23 protein-coding genes are annotated in these 22,912 nt (G+C 70.6%); 14 read left to right on the top strand and 9 right to left on the bottom strand.

Annotated elements, in window-relative coordinates; translation table 11 throughout:
- Positions 1-9: 9 nt before the first annotated feature.
- The 7 genes from ACFUPX_RS00340 to ACFUPX_RS00310 all read left to right on the top strand — a co-directional run bounded on the left by ACFUPX_RS00340 (position 10) and on the right by ACFUPX_RS00310 (position 6,617).
- A complete protein-coding gene (locus ACFUPX_RS00340; protein WP_383313898.1) occupies positions 10-900 on the top strand; it encodes a carbohydrate ABC transporter permease in 891 nt (296 codons plus the stop codon).
- 85 nt (positions 901-985) lie between these two features.
- Positions 986-1,942, top strand: a complete 957-nt coding sequence (locus ACFUPX_RS00335; RefSeq protein ID WP_383313475.1) for a carbohydrate kinase family protein — start codon at positions 986-988, stop codon at positions 1,940-1,942.
- Positions 1,939-3,249 carry an alpha-glucosidase/alpha-galactosidase gene (locus ACFUPX_RS00330; RefSeq protein WP_383313473.1) on the top strand — a complete coding sequence of 437 codons (1,311 nt, stop codon included), beginning with the start codon at positions 1,939-1,941 and terminating at the stop codon, positions 3,247-3,249. The genes ACFUPX_RS00335 and ACFUPX_RS00330 overlap by 4 nt, the downstream gene beginning before the upstream one ends.
- A 60-nt stretch (positions 3,250-3,309) precedes the next feature.
- Complete coding sequence (locus ACFUPX_RS00325; RefSeq protein ID WP_383313471.1) at positions 3,310-4,188, top strand: SIS domain-containing protein; 879 nt, start codon at positions 3,310-3,312, stop codon at positions 4,186-4,188.
- A gap of 154 nt (positions 4,189-4,342) precedes the next feature.
- Positions 4,343-5,194 carry an endo alpha-1,4 polygalactosaminidase gene (locus ACFUPX_RS00320; protein WP_383313895.1) on the top strand — a complete coding sequence of 284 codons (852 nt, stop codon included), beginning with the start codon at positions 4,343-4,345 and terminating at the stop codon, positions 5,192-5,194.
- A gap of 169 nt (positions 5,195-5,363) precedes the next feature.
- Positions 5,364-5,960, top strand: coding sequence for a hypothetical protein (locus ACFUPX_RS00315; protein WP_383313469.1), 597 nt, complete (start codon positions 5,364-5,366; stop codon positions 5,958-5,960).
- A gap of 42 nt (positions 5,961-6,002) precedes the next feature.
- Complete coding sequence (locus ACFUPX_RS00310) at positions 6,003-6,617, top strand: hypothetical protein (protein ID WP_383313467.1); 615 nt, start codon at positions 6,003-6,005, stop codon at positions 6,615-6,617.
- 53 nt (positions 6,618-6,670) lie between these two features.
- Here the strand turns inward: ACFUPX_RS00310 and ACFUPX_RS00305 are convergent, their stop codons facing one another.
- Positions 6,671-7,192, bottom strand: coding sequence for an ATP-binding protein (locus ACFUPX_RS00305; RefSeq protein WP_383313465.1), 522 nt, complete (start codon positions 7,190-7,192; stop codon positions 6,671-6,673).
- Between ACFUPX_RS00305 and ACFUPX_RS00300 the strand changes: the two genes are divergently transcribed.
- The 3 genes from ACFUPX_RS00300 to secD all read left to right on the top strand — a co-directional run bounded on the left by ACFUPX_RS00300 (position 7,191) and on the right by secD (position 10,643).
- The gene (locus ACFUPX_RS00300; protein ID WP_383313463.1) at positions 7,191-7,604 is read left to right on the top strand and encodes a hypothetical protein; all 414 of its coding nucleotides are present in this window, start codon (positions 7,191-7,193) and stop codon (positions 7,602-7,604) included. The genes ACFUPX_RS00305 and ACFUPX_RS00300 overlap by 2 nt on opposite strands.
- Before the next feature lie 153 nt (positions 7,605-7,757).
- Positions 7,758-8,216 carry a hypothetical protein gene (locus ACFUPX_RS00295; protein WP_383313461.1) on the top strand — a complete coding sequence of 153 codons (459 nt, stop codon included), beginning with the start codon at positions 7,758-7,760 and terminating at the stop codon, positions 8,214-8,216.
- Positions 8,217-8,282: 66 nt separating this feature from the next.
- Positions 8,283-10,643: a protein translocase subunit SecD gene (gene secD, locus ACFUPX_RS00290; protein WP_383313460.1), complete on the top strand. Its 2,361-nt coding sequence runs from the start codon at positions 8,283-8,285 to the stop codon at positions 10,641-10,643.
- A gap of 11 nt (positions 10,644-10,654) precedes the next feature.
- On the opposite strand, the gene ACFUPX_RS00285 is transcribed toward secD, so the two are convergent.
- From ACFUPX_RS00285 to ACFUPX_RS00275, 3 genes are read right to left on the bottom strand one after another with little or no spacing between them, the layout of a single operon-like run.
- Complete coding sequence (locus ACFUPX_RS00285; RefSeq protein ID WP_383313458.1) at positions 10,655-11,695, bottom strand: hypothetical protein; 1,041 nt, start codon at positions 11,693-11,695, stop codon at positions 10,655-10,657.
- Positions 11,692-12,063, bottom strand: a complete 372-nt coding sequence (locus ACFUPX_RS00280) for a hypothetical protein (protein ID WP_383313456.1) — start codon at positions 12,061-12,063, stop codon at positions 11,692-11,694. Before ACFUPX_RS00280 ends, ACFUPX_RS00285 begins: the two co-directional genes overlap by 4 nt.
- A complete protein-coding gene (locus ACFUPX_RS00275; protein WP_383313455.1) occupies positions 12,060-12,272 on the bottom strand; it encodes a hypothetical protein in 213 nt (70 codons plus the stop codon). The genes ACFUPX_RS00280 and ACFUPX_RS00275 overlap by 4 nt, the downstream gene beginning before the upstream one ends.
- Before the next feature lie 243 nt (positions 12,273-12,515).
- On the opposite strand from ACFUPX_RS00275, the gene ACFUPX_RS00270 reads away from it, so the two are divergent.
- Positions 12,516-13,889 carry a low temperature requirement protein A gene (locus ACFUPX_RS00270; protein WP_383313453.1) on the top strand — a complete coding sequence of 458 codons (1,374 nt, stop codon included), beginning with the start codon at positions 12,516-12,518 and terminating at the stop codon, positions 13,887-13,889.
- 79 nt (positions 13,890-13,968) lie between these two features.
- The gene (locus tag ACFUPX_RS00265; RefSeq protein ID WP_383313451.1) at positions 13,969-14,478 is read left to right on the top strand and encodes a hypothetical protein; all 510 of its coding nucleotides are present in this window, start codon (positions 13,969-13,971) and stop codon (positions 14,476-14,478) included.
- 13 nt (positions 14,479-14,491) lie between these two features.
- Here the strand turns inward: ACFUPX_RS00265 and ACFUPX_RS00260 are convergent, their stop codons facing one another.
- From ACFUPX_RS00260 to ACFUPX_RS00245, 4 genes are read right to left on the bottom strand one after another with little or no spacing between them, the layout of a single operon-like run.
- Positions 14,492-14,986 (bottom strand): MarR family winged helix-turn-helix transcriptional regulator, encoded by a 495-nt coding sequence (locus ACFUPX_RS00260; protein ID WP_383313449.1) that lies wholly within the window; start codon positions 14,984-14,986, stop codon positions 14,492-14,494.
- Positions 14,987-15,043: 57 nt separating this feature from the next.
- Positions 15,044-15,457 carry an STAS domain-containing protein gene (locus ACFUPX_RS00255; RefSeq protein WP_383313447.1) on the bottom strand — a complete coding sequence of 138 codons (414 nt, stop codon included), beginning with the start codon at positions 15,455-15,457 and terminating at the stop codon, positions 15,044-15,046.
- Positions 15,454-16,548, bottom strand: a complete 1,095-nt coding sequence (locus ACFUPX_RS00250) for a B12-binding domain-containing protein (RefSeq protein ID WP_383313445.1) — start codon at positions 16,546-16,548, stop codon at positions 15,454-15,456. The genes ACFUPX_RS00255 and ACFUPX_RS00250 overlap by 4 nt, the downstream gene beginning before the upstream one ends.
- Complete coding sequence (locus ACFUPX_RS00245; protein WP_383313892.1) at positions 16,545-18,149, bottom strand: PP2C family protein-serine/threonine phosphatase; 1,605 nt, start codon at positions 18,147-18,149, stop codon at positions 16,545-16,547. Before ACFUPX_RS00245 ends, ACFUPX_RS00250 begins: the two co-directional genes overlap by 4 nt.
- A gap of 386 nt (positions 18,150-18,535) precedes the next feature.
- Here ACFUPX_RS00245 and ACFUPX_RS00240 point away from each other — a divergent pair, with 386 nt between their 5' ends.
- Complete coding sequence (locus ACFUPX_RS00240) at positions 18,536-19,960, top strand: PP2C family protein-serine/threonine phosphatase (protein ID WP_383313443.1); 1,425 nt, start codon at positions 18,536-18,538, stop codon at positions 19,958-19,960.
- A gap of 35 nt (positions 19,961-19,995) precedes the next feature.
- Here ACFUPX_RS00240 and ACFUPX_RS00235 read toward each other — a convergent pair whose 3' ends face one another.
- Positions 19,996-21,495: a hypothetical protein gene (locus ACFUPX_RS00235; protein ID WP_383313441.1), complete on the bottom strand. Its 1,500-nt coding sequence runs from the start codon at positions 21,493-21,495 to the stop codon at positions 19,996-19,998.
- A 235-nt stretch (positions 21,496-21,730) separates the two neighbouring features.
- Between ACFUPX_RS00235 and ACFUPX_RS00230 the strand changes: the two genes are divergently transcribed.
- Positions 21,731-22,870 (top strand): aminoglycoside phosphotransferase family protein, encoded by a 1,140-nt coding sequence (locus ACFUPX_RS00230; RefSeq protein WP_383313439.1) that lies wholly within the window; start codon positions 21,731-21,733, stop codon positions 22,868-22,870.
- Positions 22,871-22,912: the final 42 nt, after the last annotated feature.

Here is a 22,912-nt window from a genome sequence, read left to right as displayed (position 1 = left end):
AGCCGCCTGATGACCGCGACCACCACCGCGCCCCACGCCACCGAACGGCGTGCGTCCGAGCCCGCCGCCGTGCGCCACGGCCGCTTCCGGATGCCCTTCAGTGCCTGGCACATGCTGCTCGCACCGCTGGCGCTGCTCTTCGCGGTGCCGCTCATCTGGCTGGCCCTCAGCTCGGTGATGAGCAACGCGGAGATCAACCGGTTCCCGCCCGCCCTGTGGCCATCCAGCATCGACCTGGGCGGCTACCGCTATGTGCTGGGCAACGCCATGTTCCCGCGCTGGCTCCTGAACTCGGCGATCGTCTCCGCCGTCGCGGTCACCTCGAACCTCGTCTTCGGCGCGCTCGGCGGCTACGCGTTCGCCCGCATGCGCTTTCGCGGCTCGCGCACGCTGCTCGTGCTGATGCTGGCGACCATGGCGGTGCCCTTCCAGCTGACGATGATCCCCACCTTTCTGGTGATGAAGAAGCTGGGTCTGATCGACACCCTGGGCGCGCTGATCGTGCCCTCCCTCGTCACACCGTTCGCGGTGTTCCTGCTGCGGCAGTTCTTCCTCTCCCTGCCCAGGGAGCTGGAGGAGGCCGCCTGGATCGACGGGTGTTCGAGGCTGCGGGTCCTCTGCTCGATCGTGCTTCCACTGGCCCGGCCCGCCCTCGCCACGGTCGCCGTACTGACCTTCCTCACCACGTGGAACGACCTGACCTGGCCGCTGATCGCGATCAACCACGACACCCAGTACACGCTGCAGCTGGGTCTCACCACCTTCCAGGGACAGCACCACACCCGCTGGTCCGCGGTGATGGCGGGCAACGTGATCACCGTCCTTCCGGTCCTGCTCGCATTCCTCGTCGCGCAGAAGGCCTTCATCCGCTCGGTCACCTCCAGCGGCCTGAAGGGCTGACCTTCGCTGCCCGTCTCTCCGCTACACGCTCCCTCCTGCTCGCTCTCCTCTGCGCACCCTCTCCTGCACGATCCGAAGGAACTCGATGTCCCATTCGTACGACCTCCTCGTCATCGGGGATGCCAACCCCGACGTGATCCTGGGCCCGCTGACCGGCCCGCTCGCCTTCGGCCAGCGGGAACAACTCGTCGACGCCGGGTCCCTCACGATCGGCGGATCGGCCGCGATCATGGCGTGCGGGGCGGCTCGCCTCGGCCTGAAGGTCGCCTTCGCCGGGCGCGTCGGCGACGACGACGCGGGCCGCTACCTGCGCGACGCGCTCATCGGCCGCGGGGTCGACACGCGGGCGCTGCGTCTTGACGCCTCGCGGCCGACACCGCTCACCGTCGTGCTCACCCAGGGCGATGACCGCGCCATCCTCACCTCCCCCGGCACTCTGACCGCCGTCAGCGGCGACGACGTCCCCGCGGAGCTCCTCGCCGACGCGCGGCACGTCCACGCCGCCTCGTACTTCCTCCAGCCCCGGCTCGCCGCCGATCTGCCGCAGCTGTTCCGCACCGCGCGATGGCACGGCGCGAGCACCTCCCTGGACACCCAGGACGACCCGTCGGGGCAGTGGGATCCGGCCGTGCTCGACGCCGTACTCGGCGAGACCGACATCCTGTTGCCGAACGCCCAGGAAGCCCTTCACCTGGCAGGGCTGCCGTCCGGCGGCCCTGAGCGGGCGGCCGAACTCCTCGCCGAACGCGTCCCGTTGGTGGCCGTCAAGAACGGCGCCGACGGCGCCCTGTGCCACAACGGGCACACCCTGATGACCGTACCGGGCCTTCCCTTGACCCCCGTCGACACCGTCGGCGCCGGAGACAGTTTCGACGCCGGGTTCATCGCCGCGCTCCTCGACGGGCGGCCCCCGCACGAGGCACTGCGGTTCGCCGTCGCCTGCGGGTCCCTGTCCACGCGCGCACACGGCGGCACCCGGGCCCAGCCCACCCGGGACGAAGCCCTCGCCCACACCGACCTGAGCGGAGCTCACGCCTCATGACCCACCCCAAGATCGCCTTCATCGGCGCCGGCAGCGTCGTCTTCACCCAAGGCCTGCTCGCCGACCTCTTCGCCTTCCCCGAGCTGAAGGGCGCCCACATCGCCCTGCACGACATCGACCCCGAACGCCTGACGACCGCACGGGCCGCGGCCGACTACATCTCGGGCCACCTGGGCGCGCACGCCACCGTCACCAGCCACGCCGAGCGCCGCGAGGCCCTCGCGGGCGCGGACTTCGTCATCAACATCGTGCAGGTCGGCATGGGCGAGGCGACCCGCACCGACTTCGACGTCCCCGCCCGCCACGGGGTGCGCCAGACCATCGGCGACACCCTCGGCATCGGCGGCATCTTCCGCGCCCTGCGCACCTTCCCGCTCCTGAAGGCGCTGGGCGAGGACATCGCCGAACTGTGCCCCGACGCCTGGCTCCTGAACTACACCAACCCCATGGCCATGAACATCCAGTACCTCACCCAGGCCACCGGTCTGACCCGGGTGGTGGGCCTGTGCCACTCCGTGTACTGGACCATGCGCGACCTGGCCGAGCTGGTCGGCGTCCCGTACGAGGAGGTCACCTACCGGGCGGCGGGCGTCAACCATCAGGCGTGGGTGCTGCGGTTCGAGCACCAGGGCAGCGACCTCTATCCCCGGCTCGACGAACTGATCGCCGACGACGCGCAGTTGAGGCGCCGGGTCCGCGTCGACATGTACCGGCGGCTCGGCTACTACCCCACCGAGACCAGTGAGCACTCCTCCGAGTACGTCCCCTGGTACCTGCACCACGACAGCGAGATCGAGCGCCTGCGGCTGCCGGTCGGCGCCTACCTCGGCATCGTCGACGAGAACGTCGCCGCCTACCACCACACCCGGGACGCACTGGCCGCCGGTGAGCCGCTCGCCGTCGAGGGCACCATGGAGTACGCCCCTCAGATCATCCACAGCATCGTGACCGGCACCCCGCGCACCGTCTACGGCAACGTCCCCAACCACGGCCTGATCGACAACCTCCCCGGCCACGGGGTGGTCGAAGTCCCCTGCCTCGTCGACGCGTCCGGCATCCAGCCCACCCGCGCGGGGTCCCTGCCCCCGCAGCTCGCCGCGCTCAACCGCACCTACCTCAGCATGAACGACCTGGTCGTCCGCGCCGCCATCGACGACGAGCCGCGCCACATCCGGCACGCGGCGATGACCGATCCGGCCACCGCGGCTGCCCTTCCCGTGGAGCAGATCTGGCGGCTGTGCGACGCCATGGTCCGCGCCCACGGGGACCGCCTCCAGCCGTCCCTGCGCCGGCTCCTGGGCGACTGACCGGCCACCGCCGATCCGGCGCCTTCACCCCGCACACTCCCGTACAGAGAAAGCACCCCCATGTCGCTCACCCGTCAGGAAATCGACACCCAGCCGCAGTGCTGGGCGTACGCGCTCAAGCAACTCCCCGAGTACGCGCAGGCGTTGCCCGCCAAGGGCGAGCGGGTCGCCGTGATCGGCTGCGGTACGTCGCTGTTCATGGCCCAGGCCTACGCCCACCTGCGCGAGGACCTGGGACACGGCCCCACCGACGCCTTCCCCGCCTCCGCGGCCCGGCTGCACCGCCCCTACGACCGCGTCCTGGCCCTGACCCGCTCCGGCACCACCACCGAGATCCTCACCGCCCTGGAGACCGTGCCCTCCTCCACCCGGGTCACCGCTCTCACGGCGGTACCCCGGTCACCCGCCGCGCGCGCCGCCGACGACGTGATCATCCTGGACCACGCCGACGAGCGGTCCGTCGTACAGACCCGCTATCCGACCACGCAACTGACGCTGCTCCTGGCCCACCTGGGTCACGACCTCGATCAGGCACTGACCGACGTGACCACGGCCCTGAGCGCACCGATGGATCCGCGGCTGCTGGCGGCGGAGCAGATCACCTTCCTCGGCGACGGCTGGCACACCGGGCTCGCGCACGAGGCGGCGCTCAAGGTGCGGGAGGCCGCCGCCCGTTGGACCGAGTCCTACTCGGTGATGGAGTACCGCCACGGTCCCATCGCGGTGGCGGGTCCAGGACGGGCCGTGTGGAGCCTTTCCCCGCTGCCCGCGGACCTCGCCGCCCGGATCGAGGCCACCGGCGCGCACCTGCGCACCCCCGAGCTCGACCCGCTCGCGGAACTGGTGCTCGCCCAGCGGCTGGCCGTGCGGTTCGCCGAGGACGCGGGACGTGACCCGGACCGGCCGGCCCACCTCACCCGATCCGTCGTCCTGGCATGACATGACATGACCTGACCTTCCCTGCCCTGTCCGTGGATGCCACCACCCGGCCGTCGGCCTGGTCACCGAGGGCTCGGCGGCCCTACGTAAGATCGACATCGTGACATATGTCCGGACGGCCTTCACCGGCTGCCGCCCCGAACGAAAGCCTTCCATGCACCGCGCGCACACCCAAAGCCTCTCCCGGCCGGGCCGACTGGCCGCCTGCGCCGCCGTCCTCCTCCTCGCCGCCGCCTGCGGCACCGACGACGGCGACGACACCCCGGCCACCGACCGCGCGAAGGCCGTGCGCCAGCCGAAGGCCGACACCGTCTTCGACTACCAGCTCGGCGGCCCCTACCCGCCTGACGACGAGGTGCGGGCGGTCTCGCGCGACCGCTCCGCCGAGCCGGCCAAGGGCATGTACAACGTGTGCTACGTCAACGCCTTCCAGACCCAGCCGGGCGACGCCATCGGCTGGTGGAAGAAGAAGCACCCGGATCTGCTCCTGAAGGACGACGACGGTTCCCTGGTGATCGACGACGACTGGGAGGAGCCCCTCCTGGACATCTCCACGCCCGGCAAACGCCGGGAGCTGATGGATGTCGTCGGGCCGTGGATCGACGGCTGCGCGAAGTCGGGCTACGACGCCGTGGAGCCCGACAACCTGGACTCCTACGAGCGCTCCGACGACCTCCTCACGCCCGAACACGCCGCTGCCTTCGCCAAGTTGCTCGCCGACCGGGCACACGGTCGCGGCCTGGCCATCGCCCAGAAGAACACCACCGACCTCCTTCCCGAGCGCGGCCGGATCGGGTTCGACTTCGCCGTCGTCGAGGAGTGCGCGGCGTACAAGGAGTGCGGGGAGTTCGCCGACGCCTACGACGACAAGGTCTTCGCCGTCGAGTACACACGGGACGACTACCGCACCGCCTGCGACGCCTGGGGCTCCCGCCTGTCCATCACCCTGCGCGACCGCGACGTCAGCCCCAAGGGCGCCAAGGGGTACGTCTTCGCCCAGTGCTGATGTGCCCGTTTCCCCCTTCCTGTTGCCCGAAGGGGGCTTGCGCGTTGCCCGAGTCCACTCAACCGCCTTCACGGACAACGGAATTCAGAATTCCAGCCGCAGGTGCGGACCAGAGCCACTACACAGGAAGGTGATGTGCCCACGCCAATAGAGAGAAAGGGGTACCCGTATGGCGATACGGACCACGCACCGCGTCCGTTCGACAGGGGCCGCGCTCGCCGTCACCACCGGCCTGATCTGCACCCTGTCGGCGCAGCCGGCCGGAGCGGATGAACCGGCGGCGCGCCACTGCGTACTGGACGCGCCCACCGGGGAGCAGCGCTGCTTCGACTCGTTCGACGAAGCCATCGACCGCGCCACCGACGGACGAGTCACCGACGCGCCGGCCTCCCCACGGGCCGCCGTCACCTCGTCCGCGTTCCGCGCGGCCATGTCCGAGACCGCGGCGAAGGAGGCCGAGGGAGACTCCGCGGCGGCCGGGGACGTCATCCAGGGAACGTTCTTCAGCGATCCCGGCTTCTCGGGTGACTCGCTCACCATCAGCGGCCCCTCGCTCTGCGAGAAGGACGGCTGGGTGAACTGGCAGTACGACCTCGGCGACGACTGGAAGAACCGCATCTCCTCGGTCCAGCCCTGGGGCAACTGCGCGATCTGGCTCTATCCGGAGCCCGATCTCGGCGGTGACCGCGACGGCCCGTTCGACGAGAACACCGACGACGTCGGCCAGCTGATGAACGACCGCACCCAGTCCATCGGGTTCAGCTGACACCCCCCATCTGCTTCACCTTCCCCCCACTGGAGATCACACATGATCACCCGTACTCGCCTGACCGTCCTCCTGGCGGCGATGGCCACCGCGGGCGGCATGGCCCTCGCGCCCGCCGCGCAGGCCGACGAAGAGGCCCCCACCATCCGCGAGTTGCTCGACAAGTGCGACAACGGCACCGACTCGTGCGTCTTCCACCCCGACGGTCCCGGCACCGATTCGATGGGCGAGGCCCATCAGGTGGGCGACAGCGCCTACAACTGCACGCAGGATCTGCAGCGTTCCAGCATCTCCTGGGCCGACACGACCGGCGAGTCCAACAGCGTCGGCGTCTCGCTCAGCGCGGAGTACGGCTTCGCCGAGGTGTTCAAGGTGAGCATCGAGACCTCTTACGGCCACACCTGGGAGAGCTCGCACACCGAGACGGACACCACCAACGTCGACGTCCGCCCCGGCGAGGTCGGCTGGGTCACGCGCGAGTCCCAGCTGCAGCAGGTCAAGGGCACCTATGAGCTGCACTTCGAGGACAAGTTCCACGGCCACTACATCTGGTACGCCCCCTTCGACGCGACCGGCCCCAAGCCGGACGCGCCCAGCACCAAGACACAGCACACCCGCCCCATGACGGATCAGGAGAAGTCCGAGCACTGCGGCTGAGACACCGCCGCTCCTCCCGGTCCGGGTCGTGCCAAGGACCCGGCCCGGGAGGCTCAGCCCTTGACGGCTTCCGCGATCCGCAGGGCCGCCAGGTCCGGTGTGAGGTGCGTGGTGTCGACGACCTCGGCCTCGGCGTGCAGCCAGGTGCGGGCCGCCTCGGCGTAGGGTTCGAGGTAATCGAGGCGGAACGTAGAGGGGCCAAGGACCGTGTCCCCTTCGATGCGCCCACGCAGGGTCTCCTGATCGGCGTGGAGCACGAAGTGCCGTACAGGGATGGCGTGTTGGGCGAGCCCCGTGCTGATCTCGCGCCAGTACTCCTCGACCAGGACGGTCATGGGCATCACGAGGGTGCCGCCGGTGTAGTCGAGCACGCGGCGGGCGGTCTCGACCACGAGGGGCCGCCACGGCGGCCAGTGCTGGAAGTTGCCCAGCGCGGGCAGACCGGGCTTGATGTCCATGAGCGCCTCGCCGACCTTCTCGGCATCGAACACCCTTGAGTCCGGCAGGAGTTGCTGCACCAGCACACTGGTCGTCGTCTTGCCTGCACCGTGGGTTCCGTTGAGCCATACGATCATGCGTCCGACGCTAGCGGTGACCGGCCGCAGGCCACCGCCGATCGCGTCACAGCTCGGGTACAGGACGGGAGCCGGGGCGGCGGGCCGTGCACAGCAGTGGCGCCCACGCGGCGGCATCGGCGAAGTCGCCGCCGCCCTTCGCCATGGTGTCCAGGACGACGCGGTCGGGGCGCAGCAGGACCGCGTCCGCCCGGCCGACGCGCAGCCAGTCGGCGAGGACGCCGTCGTCGCCCGTCTCCTGTACGTGGATGATCCGGGCCCCGAGCCCCTCGGCGCGGGCGTGGGCGGTACAGCGGTCTGGACGGCGAGCCCGTCGCCGAAGACGTCGTCCAGGCGCGCACGGCGGCCGTCGAAGGTCACCGCGGACGACGCGCACGAGGTGGCCCGGCGCCCGCCGCCCGACCTCGGCTGACGGAGCCGGGCGTGACAACTCCTCCCGTCTTTGCCGCCGGTTGCTTAGGGTGGTGGCGGCAGCGCTCCGGCAATCCGTCGCCGGACGCCCTGCTCGCCGACGTACCGATCTCCGACCCGGGACCAGGTCCACCGCACGAGCAGGGAGGCAACCGTGCCGCAGCGCGCCACGCCCTTCCCCGCGCCGCTTCCTTCGCCCTTCCCGTCCGCCCGGGACGCACGCGCCTCGTGGGCCCTCGCGCTCGTCTCGGCGGCGCTGCTCTCGCTCGTCACGCTGTTCGTTCCCTCGGCGTCGCTCTCCTCCCCGACGCCGCAGCCCGACGCATCTTCGGCCGCCGCCTCATGGTGCGGGCATCCGCAGGGCCGACCCGGCCCGCACGCCGCCCTCCTGAGCACGCCCGCGGTCCGCGGTACGCCTCCTGACACGACCCCCTTCCCGCACCCCGGGCTGATCACGGCCACGGCGACCGCGTCCGCGTCGCACCGCAGCCACGGCGGTCCGGAGCAGGCACTCGCGCAGGCCCCTTCCACCGCTCAGCCTTCCGACGGCACGGCCGCGCCCCGCGCCCCGCCGTGTGCTCCGCGCAGCGAACTCACCACCGTCAGCGCCTGATCCGCCCCCGCACCGCGTGCGAGGGGGTCGGGCAGCTGCCCCTTCGTCCTGCCGTGGAGCAGTCTCATGTCGCAGACCAAGTCCCGCGCGCCCTTGTGGCGTGCGCTGTTCGCCCTCGCGGTGATCGCCGCGTCCCTCACCGTCGCTCTCACCCAATCCGCCCGCCTGGGCCTCGACCTGCGGGGCGGCACCCAGATCGTCCTGGAGACCAAGGACTCCCCCGACCGCGAGATCAAGGCCGATTCCCGGGCCACCGACCGTGCCCTCGAGGTGCTGCGTCAGCGCGTGGACGCGCTCGGCGTGTCCGAGCCGAGCCTGTCCCGCTCGGGAGACCACCGCATCATCGTCGAACTGCCGGGAGTCCAGGACCCGCGCGAGGCGGCCGCCGTGATCGGCCGTACCGCCCAGTTGACCGTCCACCCCGTCTCCGGCGTCACCGACCGGGCTCCCGAGGACGACGGCCGCGGCGCCGCCGACGGGCCCCGCACCCTTCCCGATCCCGACCAGAAAGGCACCTTCCTGCGGCTCGGGGCGTCCGCGTTGACCGGTGACGGGGTCAAGGACGCCGAGGCCGCCTTCGACCAGCAGGGGATGGCGGGCTGGACCGTCGGCCTCACCTTCCGCGAGGACGCGAGCGGCGACTGGGCCCGCATCACCGGCGCCGCCGCCTGCGCCCCCCAGGGTGCTCCCGAGCGGCGCGTGGCCATCGTCCTCGACGGCAAGGTCATCTCCGCCCCCGGCATGAACCCCGAAGTGCCGTGCGACACCGGCATCACCGGCGGGGACACGCGGATCACCGGCGGGTTCTCCCACGAACAGGCCCGCGACCTGGCCGCTCTGGTCAAGGGCGGCGCCCTGCCGGTCCCCGTGGACGTCGTCGAGCAGCGGACGGTCGGCGCGACACTCGGCGCCGACGCCATCGCCGCGTCGACCCAGGCCGCGCTCATCGGACTGGCGCTCACCGCGCTGTTCATCATGGTCGTCTACCGGCTGCTCGGAGCCCTCGCCACCCTCGCGCTCGCCCTGTACGGACTCATCTCGTACGCGGCCCTCGTCGCCCTGGGGGCCACACTCACACTGCCGGGGCTCGCCGGTTTCGTCCTGGCGATCGGCATGGCGGTCGACGCCAACGTGCTCGTCTTCGAGCGGGCCCGCGAGGAGTACGTCGGCGCGCGGACGAAGTCGCTCGACAAGCCCCTCGCCCGCGGCTTCAGCAAGGCGTGGAGCGCGGTCATCGACTCCAACGTCACCACACTGCTCGCCGCTGGCCTGCTGTTCTTCTTCGCCACGGGCCCCGTCAAGGGTTTCGGTGTGACCCTGTCCATCGGTGTCGTCGCGTCGATGGTGTCGGCGCTCGTCGTCACCCGCGTGCTCGCCGAGTTCGCGCTACGGCGCCGATCCGTGCGCGAGCGGCCCGGCATCACGGGCATCACCTCGACAGGGCGGGTGCGTACGTGGCTGGCGCGGCGCGACCCGCAGATCGTCCGGCACCGCAGGCGCTGGCTCGGCGTCAGCGCGCTGCTCGTGATGGTCGCGCTCGCCGGGATCGGCCTGCGCGGTCTCGTCTTCGGCGTGGAGTTCACGGGCGGACGGCTCGTCGAGTACTCCACGAGCCGGACGGTGGACGTGGACACGGCACGGACCGTCGTGGCCGACGCCGGTTTCCCCCGTGCCGTGGTCCAGGAGTCCGGCGACGGTGACATCTCCGTACGCACGGGCGAACTCACCGACGACCAACAGCACACCATCAAGGGCGCGTTGGAGGCGCCCGGCGGTGACGTCACCGTCGAGCGCGACGAGATGATCGGCCCGAGCCTCGGCGACGAACTGCGGGTGAAGGCGTTGATCGCGCTGGGGATCGCCGTCGCCGCGCAGCTCATCTATCTGAGCGTGCGGTTCCGGTGGACGTTCGCCGCGGCGGCCGTCAGCGCGATGGTGCACGACGTCCTGGTGGTGGTGGGCCTGTTCGCCTGGCTCGGCAAGCCGGTGGACAGTGTCTTCCTCGCCGCGCTGCTCACCGTCATCGGGTACTCGGTCAATGACACCGTCGTCGTCTTCGACCGGGTGCGGGAGGCGCGGCGGCGCGACCCGCGCATGGACCTGGAACGCACCGCGAACAGGGCTGTACTCCAGACCCTGCCGCGCACCGTCAACACCGGCATGGGGGCTCTCTTCATCCTCACCGCGCTGGCCGTGCTCGGCGGGGACTCGCTCGCCGACTTCTCGCTCGCGCTGATCGCGGGAGTGGTGATCGGTACGGTGTCCACCGTGTTCACCGCGGTACCGACGGCGGTGACGCTGGAGCGGCGCCGCCCTGCGCGGGAGCGTCGTCGTGACCGCGGGCGGTCCTCCGGTGGCGGCGGCAAGGGCGGGAGCCCTCTTGAGGCGCGGCGCGCGGCACGGGAGGACACCGGCGCGGTCGTCTGACCTCGGGTCCCTCAGCAGGAGTGGCTTCGGGCCGCCGCCGAGCGCGCGCTGGGCGACGGCCCGAACTCCAGCCGTACGGAGTCGTTGCGCGCGATGACCAGGGCGACTCCATCGGCCCGTGTCCAGCCGTAGGGCAGGAGCACGTACTGGTCGCCCGACTGGAGGATGAGCGCGAGTCCGTCGTAGCGGTAGCCGTACGCGGCTCGCCTGTCGTCGCAGCGGGTCTCGCGTACGCCCGGAGCGCCGATGCTGAGGCTGTCCTTGCTGTAGAGGACGGCGGACGGGTAGTCGGGGAGGCCGTTCAGGAAGCGCTGTGCCCGTGTCACGCCCACCGAGGCCGCGTAGTCGTTGGCCGCCCAGACCAGTCCGAGCCCTACCAGCACGAACACGACCGCCAGTTCGACGAGGACGGCCCATTCGGGCCGGGAGAGCGGGGCGCTGGGGGCGTCGGGAGGCGCGGGCGCGGGCGCGGTGGGTTCGTCGCCATCGCCGTCGCCGTCGCCGTCCCTGCCGTCGTCGCTGTCGCCGCCGTCACTACCGTCACTGTCCGCACCACCCTCCCCGCTGCTCGGCCCGCCCACCGCGAACGTACGTCTGAGGTGCAGCGCGTACGCCAGCAGGGTCACCCCGACGGACAGGCTCAGCGGGGCCAGCGTCAGGACGCGGTTGAGGAAGGTCCCCGTGAACGTCGACCACAGTCCGCCGAGAGCCAGCAGGAAACCAAGCCCCGCCACGGCAGGGATCAGGTAGCGCAGGGCAGGCAGTCGAGTCCCCGCCGCGATTCTGTGCCGCAACAGGTCGTGCCCCCAGAACGCGAGCAGACCGGCGGTCGCGGTCACCGTCATCGGTATCCACAGGGCGTCCAGGCTGCGCATGAGGTAGTCCGCCATGCCGAAGCCGAGGACGGTGGAGTTCACTCTGAAGTACGCGAAGAACCAGTACGCGTGGTAGTAGCCGAAGTAGTAGAGCAACGCGGTGATCAGGCTCGTCGGCGCGGCGATCGCGCCCACGATCGTGCCGAGCCGCCCGAGCCCTCCGCTGCCTTCGTTCATGGGGCGGGGGCGGTATCAGGGAGAGTCGACGGCCCGTCGGTCGGTACGCTCTCGGACTCGCTCGGCCCTCCCGTGTCGCTGCTCTCGCCGCCCGTCTCGCCGGGCTCCGAGCCGCAGACCCCGACGACCTGAACCGTGTAGTCCCGTCGGACCCACGTGTCCGCCCGTGGCTCGGTGTATTCGTAGCCACAGGGGCCTTCGGTGGGCTGACCGTCCTGCGTGAGGTACGTCCGTACGAGGTGCACGCAGAGGGTGCCGTCCTTGCACGCGGCGGTGAACATACGCTCGATCTCGGCCCAGTTCGCCCTGCCCACAGCGGACGCGTCGTCGAACAGGAAGCCGTTCCTGCCCCACTCCGGGATCTTCAAAGGACCGGGTTTGGCTCCGCCGCCTCCGCCTCCGCCTCCGCTACCGCCTCCGCCACCGGTCCCGCCATCGCCTCCACCACCACCGTCATCCCCATCGCCCCCGCCACTGCTCCCTCCCCCGCCGTCCGCTCCGCCCCCACCACTTCCCGGGGCGGGTAGCGCGCCACCGCTCTTGTCGCCTCCCGCGCCGCCACCCCCGTCGGCGTCATCACCTTTGTCCGCACAGGCCAGCGTCGTCGGAAGGCAGAGCAGAAGAACAACAGCCCATCGGGCAGGGCGCGTTGATGTCCGCATATCGCATCACCGATCCCCCGAAAACGCGCGGTAGCCGGAGAATGACAGATGCGGGAGTGCGCGTACAGGCAAGTGCCTGCCTCAAACCGCCCGCGGGCTCGTGGCCACCCCGTGCGTCGCGGGCTTGCGAACCGGCGACGTCGGAAATGATGCTGCACATGAGCGATCACCCCCACGATCACCCCGACACCAGCGGGACCGGCGCCGTCGGCGGGCCCAGCAACTCCGACCGGTCCGGAATGGCCGGCAAGACCGGAAGGACCGGCAAGCGTTCGCTGTCACGGCGGCTGATCCCGATGACCGGCCGCGATCCGGAGGAGCACGAGCGCACCTCCTCGCCGCTGGAGCTCCTCTTCGACCTCACCTTCGTGGTCGCCGTGGGCACCGCCGCTTCCCACTTCGCCGAGATGGTCGCCGCGGGGCATGCCGGGCAGGCGGTCACCGCGTTCCTTCTGGCGATGTTCGCGATCAGCGTCGCCTGGATCAGCTTCAGCTGGTTCGCCTCCGCGTTCGGCACCGACGACTGGCTCTACCGCGCCCTGACGATGCTCCAGATGATCGGCGTCGTCGTGTTCTCGCTCGGCCTGCCCGCGATGTTCCACTCCGTCGAGGAGGGCGGGCATCTGGAGCTGCGCGCGATGGTGATCGGGTACGTCGTGATGCGGATCGCGATGGTGCTCCAGTGGTGGCGCGCGGCCCGGGAGTCCCCCGCCTTCCACGACGTGGGGGTGGCCAACATCCGCTGGACCGTGGTCGTCCAGGTCGGCTGGGTCCTCGTCGCGTTCTCCCACCTGCCGCTCGCCGCGGTGTTCGCCGCGTTCATCGTGCTCGGGGCGCTGGAGCTCGCGCTGCCGCTGCTCACCCAGGGAGGCGCGGGCGACACGCCGTGGCACCCGCACCACGTCGCGGAGCGGTACGGCCTGTTCGCCATCATCACGCTCGGCGAAGGGGTCGTCGGCACCATCGCCTCGTCGGGCGACCTCCTGGGAGGCGGGGACGGGACGCACTGGAGCGGGAACGCGATCGCCATCGTCATCGCAGGCGTCGGGCTCACCTTCGGCATGTGGTGGGTCTACTTCTCCACTCCGTTCGGCGACATCCTCACGCACCGGCGCGGACGCGGCTACCTCTTCGGCTACGGGCACATCCCCCTGTTCATCGGAATCGCCGGCGCCGGCGCCGGACTGCACGTGGCCGGCCTCCAACTCGAACACCACTCCGAGCTCAGCGATGTGGCCGTGGTCCTCTCGCTGGCCATCCCGGTCGGGCTCTATCTGTTGATGGTCTACCTGCTGCACACCTTGCTGCTGTCGGCGGCGGACCGCTTCCACCTGCTCCTGATCTCCCTCACGCTCGCCGTGCTCCTCGTGGCCGTCCTCCTGGCCGCGGCCGGCGTCGCGATCGCGGTGTGCCTGCTCGTCGTCATGCTGGCGCCGTTCGTCACCGTGATCGGCTACGAGACGGTCGGCTACCGCCACCAGGAGCAGATGCTCAAATCACTGGGCACTTTGTCCTCTGGCACCGACGCGTGAATGCGGGCACCATCTCCTTGCTCCACCTGCACCACAGCCGTCTCATCGTCAGCACGGTCACCAGCAGGAAGGAACCCGCATGCGCATCCGCTCCGCGCTCACCGCGCTCGCGCTCACCACCGGCGCCCTGGTCGCGCCCGGCTTCGGCGTCCTCACCACGGCCACCGATGCCTTCGCCGCCACCAAGATCAGCCATGCCACCGCGACCTCGATGTTCCGGGACGCGGGCGTCACCTGGTCGTCCTCCGGCGGCTGCTCGGACCGCAACAGGCCGACGTGTACGTCCTTCGACCAGCTCAATCTCGCCACCGCGCAAGGGGCGCAGACCCTCAAGCGCGCCAGCGGGTGCGCCCTCAACGTCACGGGCGGCACGGAGACCGGCCACGCGAGCGGTACGTACTCGCACTGGAACGGCTACAAGCTCGACTTCGGCAAGAACACCTGCGTCACGAACTACGTGAAGAACACGTTCACTTACATCGGCCCGCGCGGTGACGGCGCCCCGCAGTACAAGTCCGGCTCCGGCAACATCTACGCCGACGAGGGCAACCACTGGGACGTCCTCTACTACAACTGCGGCGGCTGCTGACCCCGCTTGGGGATCAGGCTGCCGCGACGGCGCCGGGTCTGTGCTCGTCGGCGTCCTCGGTGAGTTGGGCGTGGAGTCCTGCGAGTCCTCTGGCCAGTGCCCTCCGGTCGGTCTGGGGCAGGGCGTCGATCGCCTGGCGCAGCATGCTCTCGCGGTGTTCGCGGATGCGTTGCAGGTGTGCCTGTCCCGCGGAGGTCAAATGCAGGGTGACCTCCCGTCCGTTGCCGGGGCAGGGCAGACGCTCCAGGAAGCCGATGGCCTGCAGGCGGTCGCACATGCGGGTGACGGAGGGAGGGGCCGTGCCGAGCCGGTTGCACAGGGTCCGCATGCGCAGCCCCTCACTCCGGTCGACGAGGTACATCAGGCGCAGTTGCGAGGCGGATGCGGGGGAAGTGACGGTCGACTGTCTGGCGTGTTCCCACATCACGTCGAGGAGTTCGACCATGTCGCCGGCGGACTGGGTGGCCTCGTTCGTGAACCTGCGTGAGGTGGAGTCTGGTGCTGGCATGTGCGCCCCATCAGTGTGTCTGGTTCCTGCCCCCGTAACTGGGGGACTGGAGTGGCCTCAGGTGGTGCCGTCCGGTCCGGTGGGGCGGGCCGTTCTCGCTTCCCCGCTGGTCATCGGGGGTTCTGCCGTGCTGTTGAGGGGGGAGGCGGTGAGGTGCTCCAGGATACCGGTGAGGGTCAGGAGCCGTTCCAGCCTGGCGGACCGGTCGTCCAGGTGGAGGCGGACGCCGGCTTCGCTGGTCTTTCGGTGGATCATCAAGAGGACCGAGAGTCCCATGGAGTCGACGACGCCGAGTCCCGCGCAGTGCAGATGCAGGGCGACCAGGCGCGGATGTTCGGCGAGCTTGGTGGTGGCAGCCTCCAGAAGGCTGTCCGCGTTCTCGTGGTCGAGATCCCCGTGGACCTCGATACGCACGGTGTCGGCGGTGTCGACCGTGGTCAGACGCAGGTGGGTGGGAGGGATGGTGGTCATGCGGGGTTCCCGGTAGTGGCGCGGTGGGCGACGGTCAGGGCGTCGGTGCCGTGTTCGAGGGTCCTGGTGGCTCTGGGGAAGTCCTTGAGCTCGCGGGCCAGGATGTCCAGGGCCGGGGGCAGGCTGTGCGCGGGGACGCCGCGGGCGGTGAGGATCCGGGCGGTCCAGGTGATGAACCAGGTGAAGAGGTCTTCTTCGCCGAGGTAGAGGGCGGTGGCGAGGAACTCCACGATGTGTGCGAGGTCTTCCGCGGTGTGTTCGCGCTGCAGTTCGCTGTACGTGCGCATCGCGGGGAACGCGTCTTCCAGCGCCGTGAAGACGGTGCGCACGAGGGCGGTCTTGCTGCGGCAGACCATCGTGTATTCCTGGTCGTCCAGGTGGGGCAGGTCGTCGATGGGCTGGTGGTCGGAGTGCGGGCGCGGCAGCGGCGACCGGGCGAGGCGGTCGGCGGCGGCGCGGGCGTCGGGAGCCCAGGCGTCGGCGCCCAGCAGGCGGGCGTACTTGCCGTCGGGTCCGAACGCGGCTCCGCCGGCGAGTACGGGTACGCCGGTGGCCTGGCAGGCGGTGATCGCGGCGTGCGCGGTGGGCAGCCGGGCCGCGATGGAGCTGGAGAGCGCGACCACGTCGGTGTCGGTGCGGTGCAGGTGGGCGATGAGGTGCGGGGTAGGGACCTGCGCGCCGAGGTAATCGACGTGCCAGCCGCGCAGCTTCAGGACCTCGGACAGCAGACGCGCGGGCAGCGCGTGCCATTCCCCGTCCACGCAGGCCACCGTGATCCTGCCCCGGTACGGCGTCGTGCGCACGGCCGGGTGCACGGAGAGCGCAGCCACGGAACGCTCACTGATGGCGGTCGCGGCGTGCTCCTGGGCCACGGTGATGCGGTTGGCGGCCCACTCCTCACCGACCTTTCCCTGCACCACCGCGATCACGTCGAGGAGCACGCTCTCCGGTGCGACGCCGTCGTCCAGAGCTTGCAGCACCACACCCGTGGCCGTGTGCTCATCGGCCGCCGCGACGGCTTCCCACAGCGCGTCGGCCGCTTGCTGGACTGCTTCACCGGCGGTGAGCCGGTGTGGAGTACGGGTCGTCATGCGGTGTACCTGCCCCGAGTATGGCCGTTCACCGCGCTGAGGTGCTGGGTACGGGGCGCGGAGATCACCACGACGGCCATGTCGTCGTGCCGCCCCTTTCCGACCCACTGGGACGCGAGCATCTGGACGCGCTCCACGATGCCCTCGGAGGGCATGCCCGCGCACTCCGCCAGGACGCGCTGGAGCCGCTGCTCACCGAACTCGGTCCCGCCCATCGGGCCGCCCTTGGCCTCGGTGATCCCGTCGGTGTAGAGCACGCAGGACTCGCCGGGCGCGAGAGTGACGGCAGCGGTCCGGGCCCGCGCGTCGGGAATCGCCCCGACCAGCGTGCCGCGCGTCTCGGCCTCTTCCACCGCACCGCTCGTACGCACGATCAGCGGAGCCGGATGACCGGCACTGGTCAGCCGCAGGCTCACCCCGCTGCCCTCCCGCACGGCGGAGGCCAGGACCAGCGTCGCGAACCGGGTGTGATGGGAATTGACCAGAGAGGTGTTCAGCAGGCTGATCATCCGCTGGTGGTCGTCCGCCATGGGAAGCAGGGCGTGCAGAGTGTTGCGGATCTTGCCGGTCAGCACCGCGGCTTCAAGTCCCTTGCCGCAGACGTCCCCGAGCGTCACGAGTGAGGCTTCGCCCTCGACGGCGGCCGGGTGCACGTCGTAGAAGTCCCCGCCGATCCGTTCGTGGTCCTCCGACGGGCGGTAGCCGCCGGCGAAGTCCACACCGGAGATCTGGTGCAGCGAGGGAGGAAGCAGCTCGCGCATCAGGACCTCGGTGATCGAGGCCTGCTCCGCGTACAGGCGTGCGGCCGACATGGCGGCCCCGGCCCGCGTGGCGAACAGCCGGGCGAAGACTTCCTCGCCGTCGGTGAACGCCGCCGTGCTGGAACGGCGCAGCAGCACGAGCGCGCCGGCCGGGACGCCGTGACCGGGCAGTGGGGTGATCACTATCGAGCCGACGGGACCGAAGCCCGCGGGCACCATCCAGGCCGGTGCCACCGCGGGGTCGATCCATCGCGAAGGAACCGGCGGGAAACCGCGCAGGGCCTCGCTGAGGCCGGGCACGTCCTCCGGGTTCACCGACTGGTGGGACCGGACGGGGCTCTCGCCGTGCAGGCAGGTCACCACCGGCAGCCGGCGCCCGTGCGAGGGCGCGATGACCAGGGCCGCGTCGGCGAAGTACTCCGCGGCCAACTGGGCGGTCACATCCATACAGCGCTCGAGGTTCAGGGAGGAGAGCAGCAGGCTGGACGCCTTGGCCAGGAAGTCGGTCCGCTCACGCTCCACGCGCAGGGCTTCACGGACCAGTCGATGATCGGTGTCATCGACCAGCCACCACACCACGGTGCCGTCGCCCCGCACGCTGGGGTGCGCCTCGAAGCTGCGCCCGCCGATCGGACCCGAGGCCGAAGTCCCTACCGCCTCGTCGGCGCCCTGGCCGGACGGCCCTATTGCGTCGTGCGCGGTGGAGAGCCAGGTGGGGACGGCGTCAGCGAGGCGCGCGCCCGCACGGGCCCGGGGCAGGAGCACTCCGGCCGCGTCGTTGCGCAGCACGATCGCGCCCTCGGCGTCAGCGACGAGAACGGGGTAAGGAGCGGCACCCAACTGGGAATCCGGCTCCCGGCCGGGGACGGTCTGCACTTGGGTAGTGACCAAATATTGAAGACCCGCTAGGCGGATCCCTCACCTCATCGACTCGGGGAAATCGTTACCTTCAGGCAACCATCCCCCATGCCGCGCCCTCGTGCAACCAGCACCTGCGCCTCGGAGACGCGACCACGACCGCCGCGTTCCCGCTGTCGTCCGCTCCATGCGCGGTTGATCGTGACCGGTCCTTCGGAACGTACCGTTCCGAAGGACATAGACATATGTCAGAAGCATGACCGTGCCGTGTGTTGCCAAATCCCTTACGGGCCTCCCCCGGCTGTGCGAAAGTCATTAGCGGTCCATCCCGCCCGTTTGGTCGCACCGCATCCTCAACGGAGCACCTCATGCCGTCCCATGTCTTCGCGGACCGCCCTTCCGCCCAGCCGCCCGAGCGCGGCTCGGTCGAAGCGCTGATCACGCAGACGCGCCGGCTCCGCGGTGAGGTCGACGCGGTGCGCCGTGACACCGGGGCCGACGGCGGCGACCCGCAGGACCGCTGGCAGCGCGCCCTGTGCGACCTGGCGGTCCATCAGCTCAACGACCTGGACGACCACCTCGCGCAGTTGAGGGACGGGCCCGTGCCGCAGGCCGTGGAGCCCGTCGCCCCGGCCGTGCCCGCACCGCTCGAACCGCGGCGCGGCTCACTGCTCAGCCGGGTCGGCAGCGCGGAGTGGAACCTCCTGAGCGACGAGGCGAGTTGGTCGGGCGAGCTGTACCAGATCCTCGGGCGGGACCCGCAGGCTCCCCCGCTCTCCCTCGACGAACTGCCCTCCCTGGTGCACGTCGACGACCAGCCGATGCTGACGGCCATGGTCACGGACTGCCTGATCGACGGTAAGCCGATCGACGGCGAGTTCCGGATCGTGCGCCCCGACGACGGCGTACGACAGGTGCACATGATGGGCGAGCCCGTGCTCGCCGCTGACGGCAGCACCGCCTCGATGTGGGCGGTCCTGCGGGACGTCAGCGAACTGCGCCGAAGCCAGCGAGTGCTGCGGGAGACCCGTGACTCGCTGCAGCGCCAGCGGCACATCGCGCAGACAGAGCACCGGCTCGCGGTCGAACTGCAGGAGGCCGTGCTGCCGCCGTGGCGTGGCTCCCTGCGGTTCCCGCACGGCGGACCCACGGCGCTCGACCTCGCCGCGCACTACCTCCCCTCCTCGAACAGCTCGCTGATCGGCGGTGACTGGTACGACGCGATGGAACTGCCCGACGGCCAGTTCCTGCTCAGCATCGGCGACCTCACCGGGCACGGCGTCACCGTCACATCGGGCATGGCGATGCTGCTCGGCGCGGTCCGCGGCATGGCGGTCGCCGGAGTGCGGCCGGGCCAACTGATGGGCTGGCTCAACCAGTTACTGGACACCACCACGCAGCCGGCTCTCGGCAGCGCGGTGTGCTGTCAGTACACCCCGGCGACCCGCACCCTCACCTGGGCGCAGGCGGGCCACCCCGCCCCGCTGCTGTTCCGCGACGGGACAGGGCGCGCGCTCACGCCACCGGGAGGAGTGATCCTCGGGGCGACCTCCGGAGCCACGTACGAGCAGGCCGACGTACGACTCGAACCCGGCGACCTCCTCATGCTGCACACCGATGGACTGGTTCCCCGGCGCTCCAGGGACGCGGCGACGAGCCGGCTGCTCGCGCTCGCGCCGCGCTTCACGGACACGCGGGGTGCGCAGGACTGCGTACGGACGGTCGTCGAAGAGTTCGGCGTGGCCCCGCGCGAGGACGACGCCTGCCTGCTGATCGCACGGATCAACTCCTGACCCGCGTCCCCCCCCTCCGCCGATCGTGCCGGGTCCTAGGCGCGGACCCGGCTGCCACCTCCGGTCTTGGCCGTCGCCTTGGGCAGGGCCAGCTTGATCTCCTCACGGAGGTCCTGGATCTTCGGGTAGCCCGAGTACTGAGCCGTCAGGCGGTACATCTCGCGCAGCCGGTCCCACGTGCGATGGGAGGAGTTCGACCCCATCGACACGAGCGCCAACCGCGCGTACCGATCGGCCTGTTCGGGGTCGTCGCCGATGAAGCAGGCCGATGCCAGCGAGATGTAGTCGAAGATCTGCGAGCGGTCGCGGCCCTTGGACCGCAGGTCGATCGCCTCCCTGGCGTGGCGCTGGGCGGTGTTGGCGGCGGACGCGTCGTGATCGGCGAGGGTGCGGTAGGCCAGGGCCTGCATGCCGTGCATGTCCGCCTCGTCGAACATCTGCATCCAACTGGGCGGTGGCACATCCCCCTTGTCGGAGACGAACAGGTCCTCGGCGATGCCGAGCGTGCGGCGCATCGCCTGCCCCTTGCCCATCGACGCCTGCGCCCAGGCCTCGATGGTGTAGAGCATGGCCTGCGTGCGCGGCAGGACCTCTTCGCCCGAGCCCGACTTGGCGAGGTTCATCAGGTCGAGGGCGTCGTCGGGACGCCCCAGGTGCACCATCTGGCGCGCCGCCCGGGACAGGGCCTCACCGGCGCGCGGCCGGTCGCCCCCCTCGCGAGCCGCGTGCGCGGCGATCACGAAGTACTTCTGAGCCGTGGGCTCCAGGCCGACGTCGTGCGACATCCAGCCCGCGAGGACGGCGAGGTTGGCAGCGACGCCCCACAGGCGGCGCTGGAGATGGTCGGGGTGTCGGTAGGCGAGCATGCCGCCCACTTCATTGAGCTGTCCCACCACAGCCTTGCGCTGCAGCCCGCCACCGCGGGCCGCGTCCCAGGCCCGGAACACCTCGACGGAGGTCTCCAGTTCCTCGATCTCCTGCGACCCGATGGGGGCGGCCTCATAGCGGTCGAACCCAGCGGGGTCGGCGTGCAGGGGATGGTCGGTACGGGGAGCATCGGCAGCAAGGGCCGGATCGGTGTGCAGCCAGTCGTGCATGGCGCCGGTCAGTGCGGAGCCGGCGGCGAGCGCGGCACCCGCGCCCACCAAGCCGCGTCGGTTGAGCATGAGGTCCATTCCCGTGAATTCGGTGAGGACCGCGGCTGTCCGTTCGGGCGCCCACGGCATGCCGTCGGGGTGCTCCACACCTCCGTCGCCACGCCGCTTCCCCACGCGCCCGTGCCGGACCAGACCAAGATCCTCAATGGTCACGACACGGCCGAGACGCTCGGTGAACAGAGCCGCCAATACCCGGGGCACGGGATCGCGCGGGATTTCTCCCGTGTCGATCCAACGCCGTACCCGCGAGGTGTCGGTGGCCAGCTGCGGATGGCCCATGGCCGCCGCCTGCCTGTTCACCAGTCTCGCGAGCTCCCCTTTTGACCAGCCTGTCAGGCCGAAAAGGTCCGACAGTCGGGTGTTGGGTTGTCCGTTCACGTCAAGCCCCCAGGTTCTCGGCTGAGTTGACAGTAACCCTCTGTCAGTTGCTGAGCGACTATTCGCCACGGTTCGCCAGGGTGCGCCACATGGTGTGCCAGGGGACGCCGGGTGTCAGGTAGGAATGCGCCACCCCGACCCGGCCCACCGCGGGACATTCCCCAGGGTGCTTCCACGGGAGCCGGGGAAGGGAGGCGCGGCAACTCGCAGGCACACGAAGGGATCTGTATCGCCCATGTACACAGCATCGTCCTCCGTGTCCGCCCCGCCCCGGCCGCTGCACAGCCGACAGCCCGGCAGCGGCCCGTATCTGGAGCCCGCGCGCCCCGCGGCCGGGTCGCTCGGCGCCGGCCGAACGCGACGCGTTCCGGGGCCCGGCACGCAACCGCTCAGCGGGAGACTCGACTTGTCAGGCCCCCAGGGGGCGCAACTGCGCACCGCGATCGCCTCGGTGCACCGCATCTGTCCCGAGTTCAATCCGGTGCAGGTGCTCCGCCGCAGCGGACGCACCGTACTGCTCGTGGGGACAACAGGACGCAGCACCGCGATCGCCAAGTGTTTACTCGACCACTCGCCGGTCTGGGCCGAGCGGATCCGGCACGAAATAGCTGTCTACCGTTCGTTCGTCAGGCACCGTCCTCCGGTCCGGGCCCCGCGGCTGATCGCGGCGGACCCCGAGGACTGCACGCTGGTGATCGAGCGGATGCAGGGACGCGTCGCCGCGCTGTCCCGTCATCCCGTGGAGCCGCCGCCGCGCGCGGACGTACGCCTTGCGCTCAACGCGATCCGCCACCTCAACCGGTGGCGTCCGCCGCAGGAGCTGTTCGGCAGGCCCATGGACTACGGCAAGCGGATCTCCCGCTTCCATGATCTGGGTCTGCTCACCGACCGGGACATGGGCGACCTGCAGAAGCTTCTGCACGGCATCGCGCACTCGGCCGGGCCGCACGGCACGTGGCAGTTCTGCCACGGCGACGCGCTCCTGTCGAACATCCTTCTCTCCCCCGCGGGCCCGGTGTTCGTGGACTGGGAGCACGCGGGCTGGTATCTGCCGGGCTATGACCTGGCGACGCTGTGGTCGGTGCTCGGTGACGCACCGGTGGCACGGCGCGAGATCAGCCAGCTGGCGCAGGAGCAGGGACCGGCGGCGCGCGACGCGTTCCTGGTCAACCTGATGCTGGTGCTCACCCGCGAGATCCGTACGTACGAGATGGCCGTGCAGCGCTCGATGCACGACGCGGCCCCGGTGGCACCGGGACCGGCCCACCCGGGCGCCGCACCGTCCGGTGAGGAACAGCGGCTCCTGCTGCGGCGGTTGCACGACGACTGCCAGCTGGCCCGCCGCGCCGTGCGGGCGGCCGTCGGTACTCGCTGACGGGGGAAGGTCCGCAGTGCACCTTGGGAAACGGCGCACTGC

It is taken from the genome of Streptomyces sp. NPDC057302 (assembly GCF_042667685.1).
In the GTDB taxonomy this organism is placed as follows: Bacteria; Actinomycetota; Actinomycetes; order Streptomycetales; family Streptomycetaceae; genus Streptomyces.
Note: the sequence above shows the minus strand (reverse complement) of the source record. Positions and strands in the feature narration are given on the sequence as shown.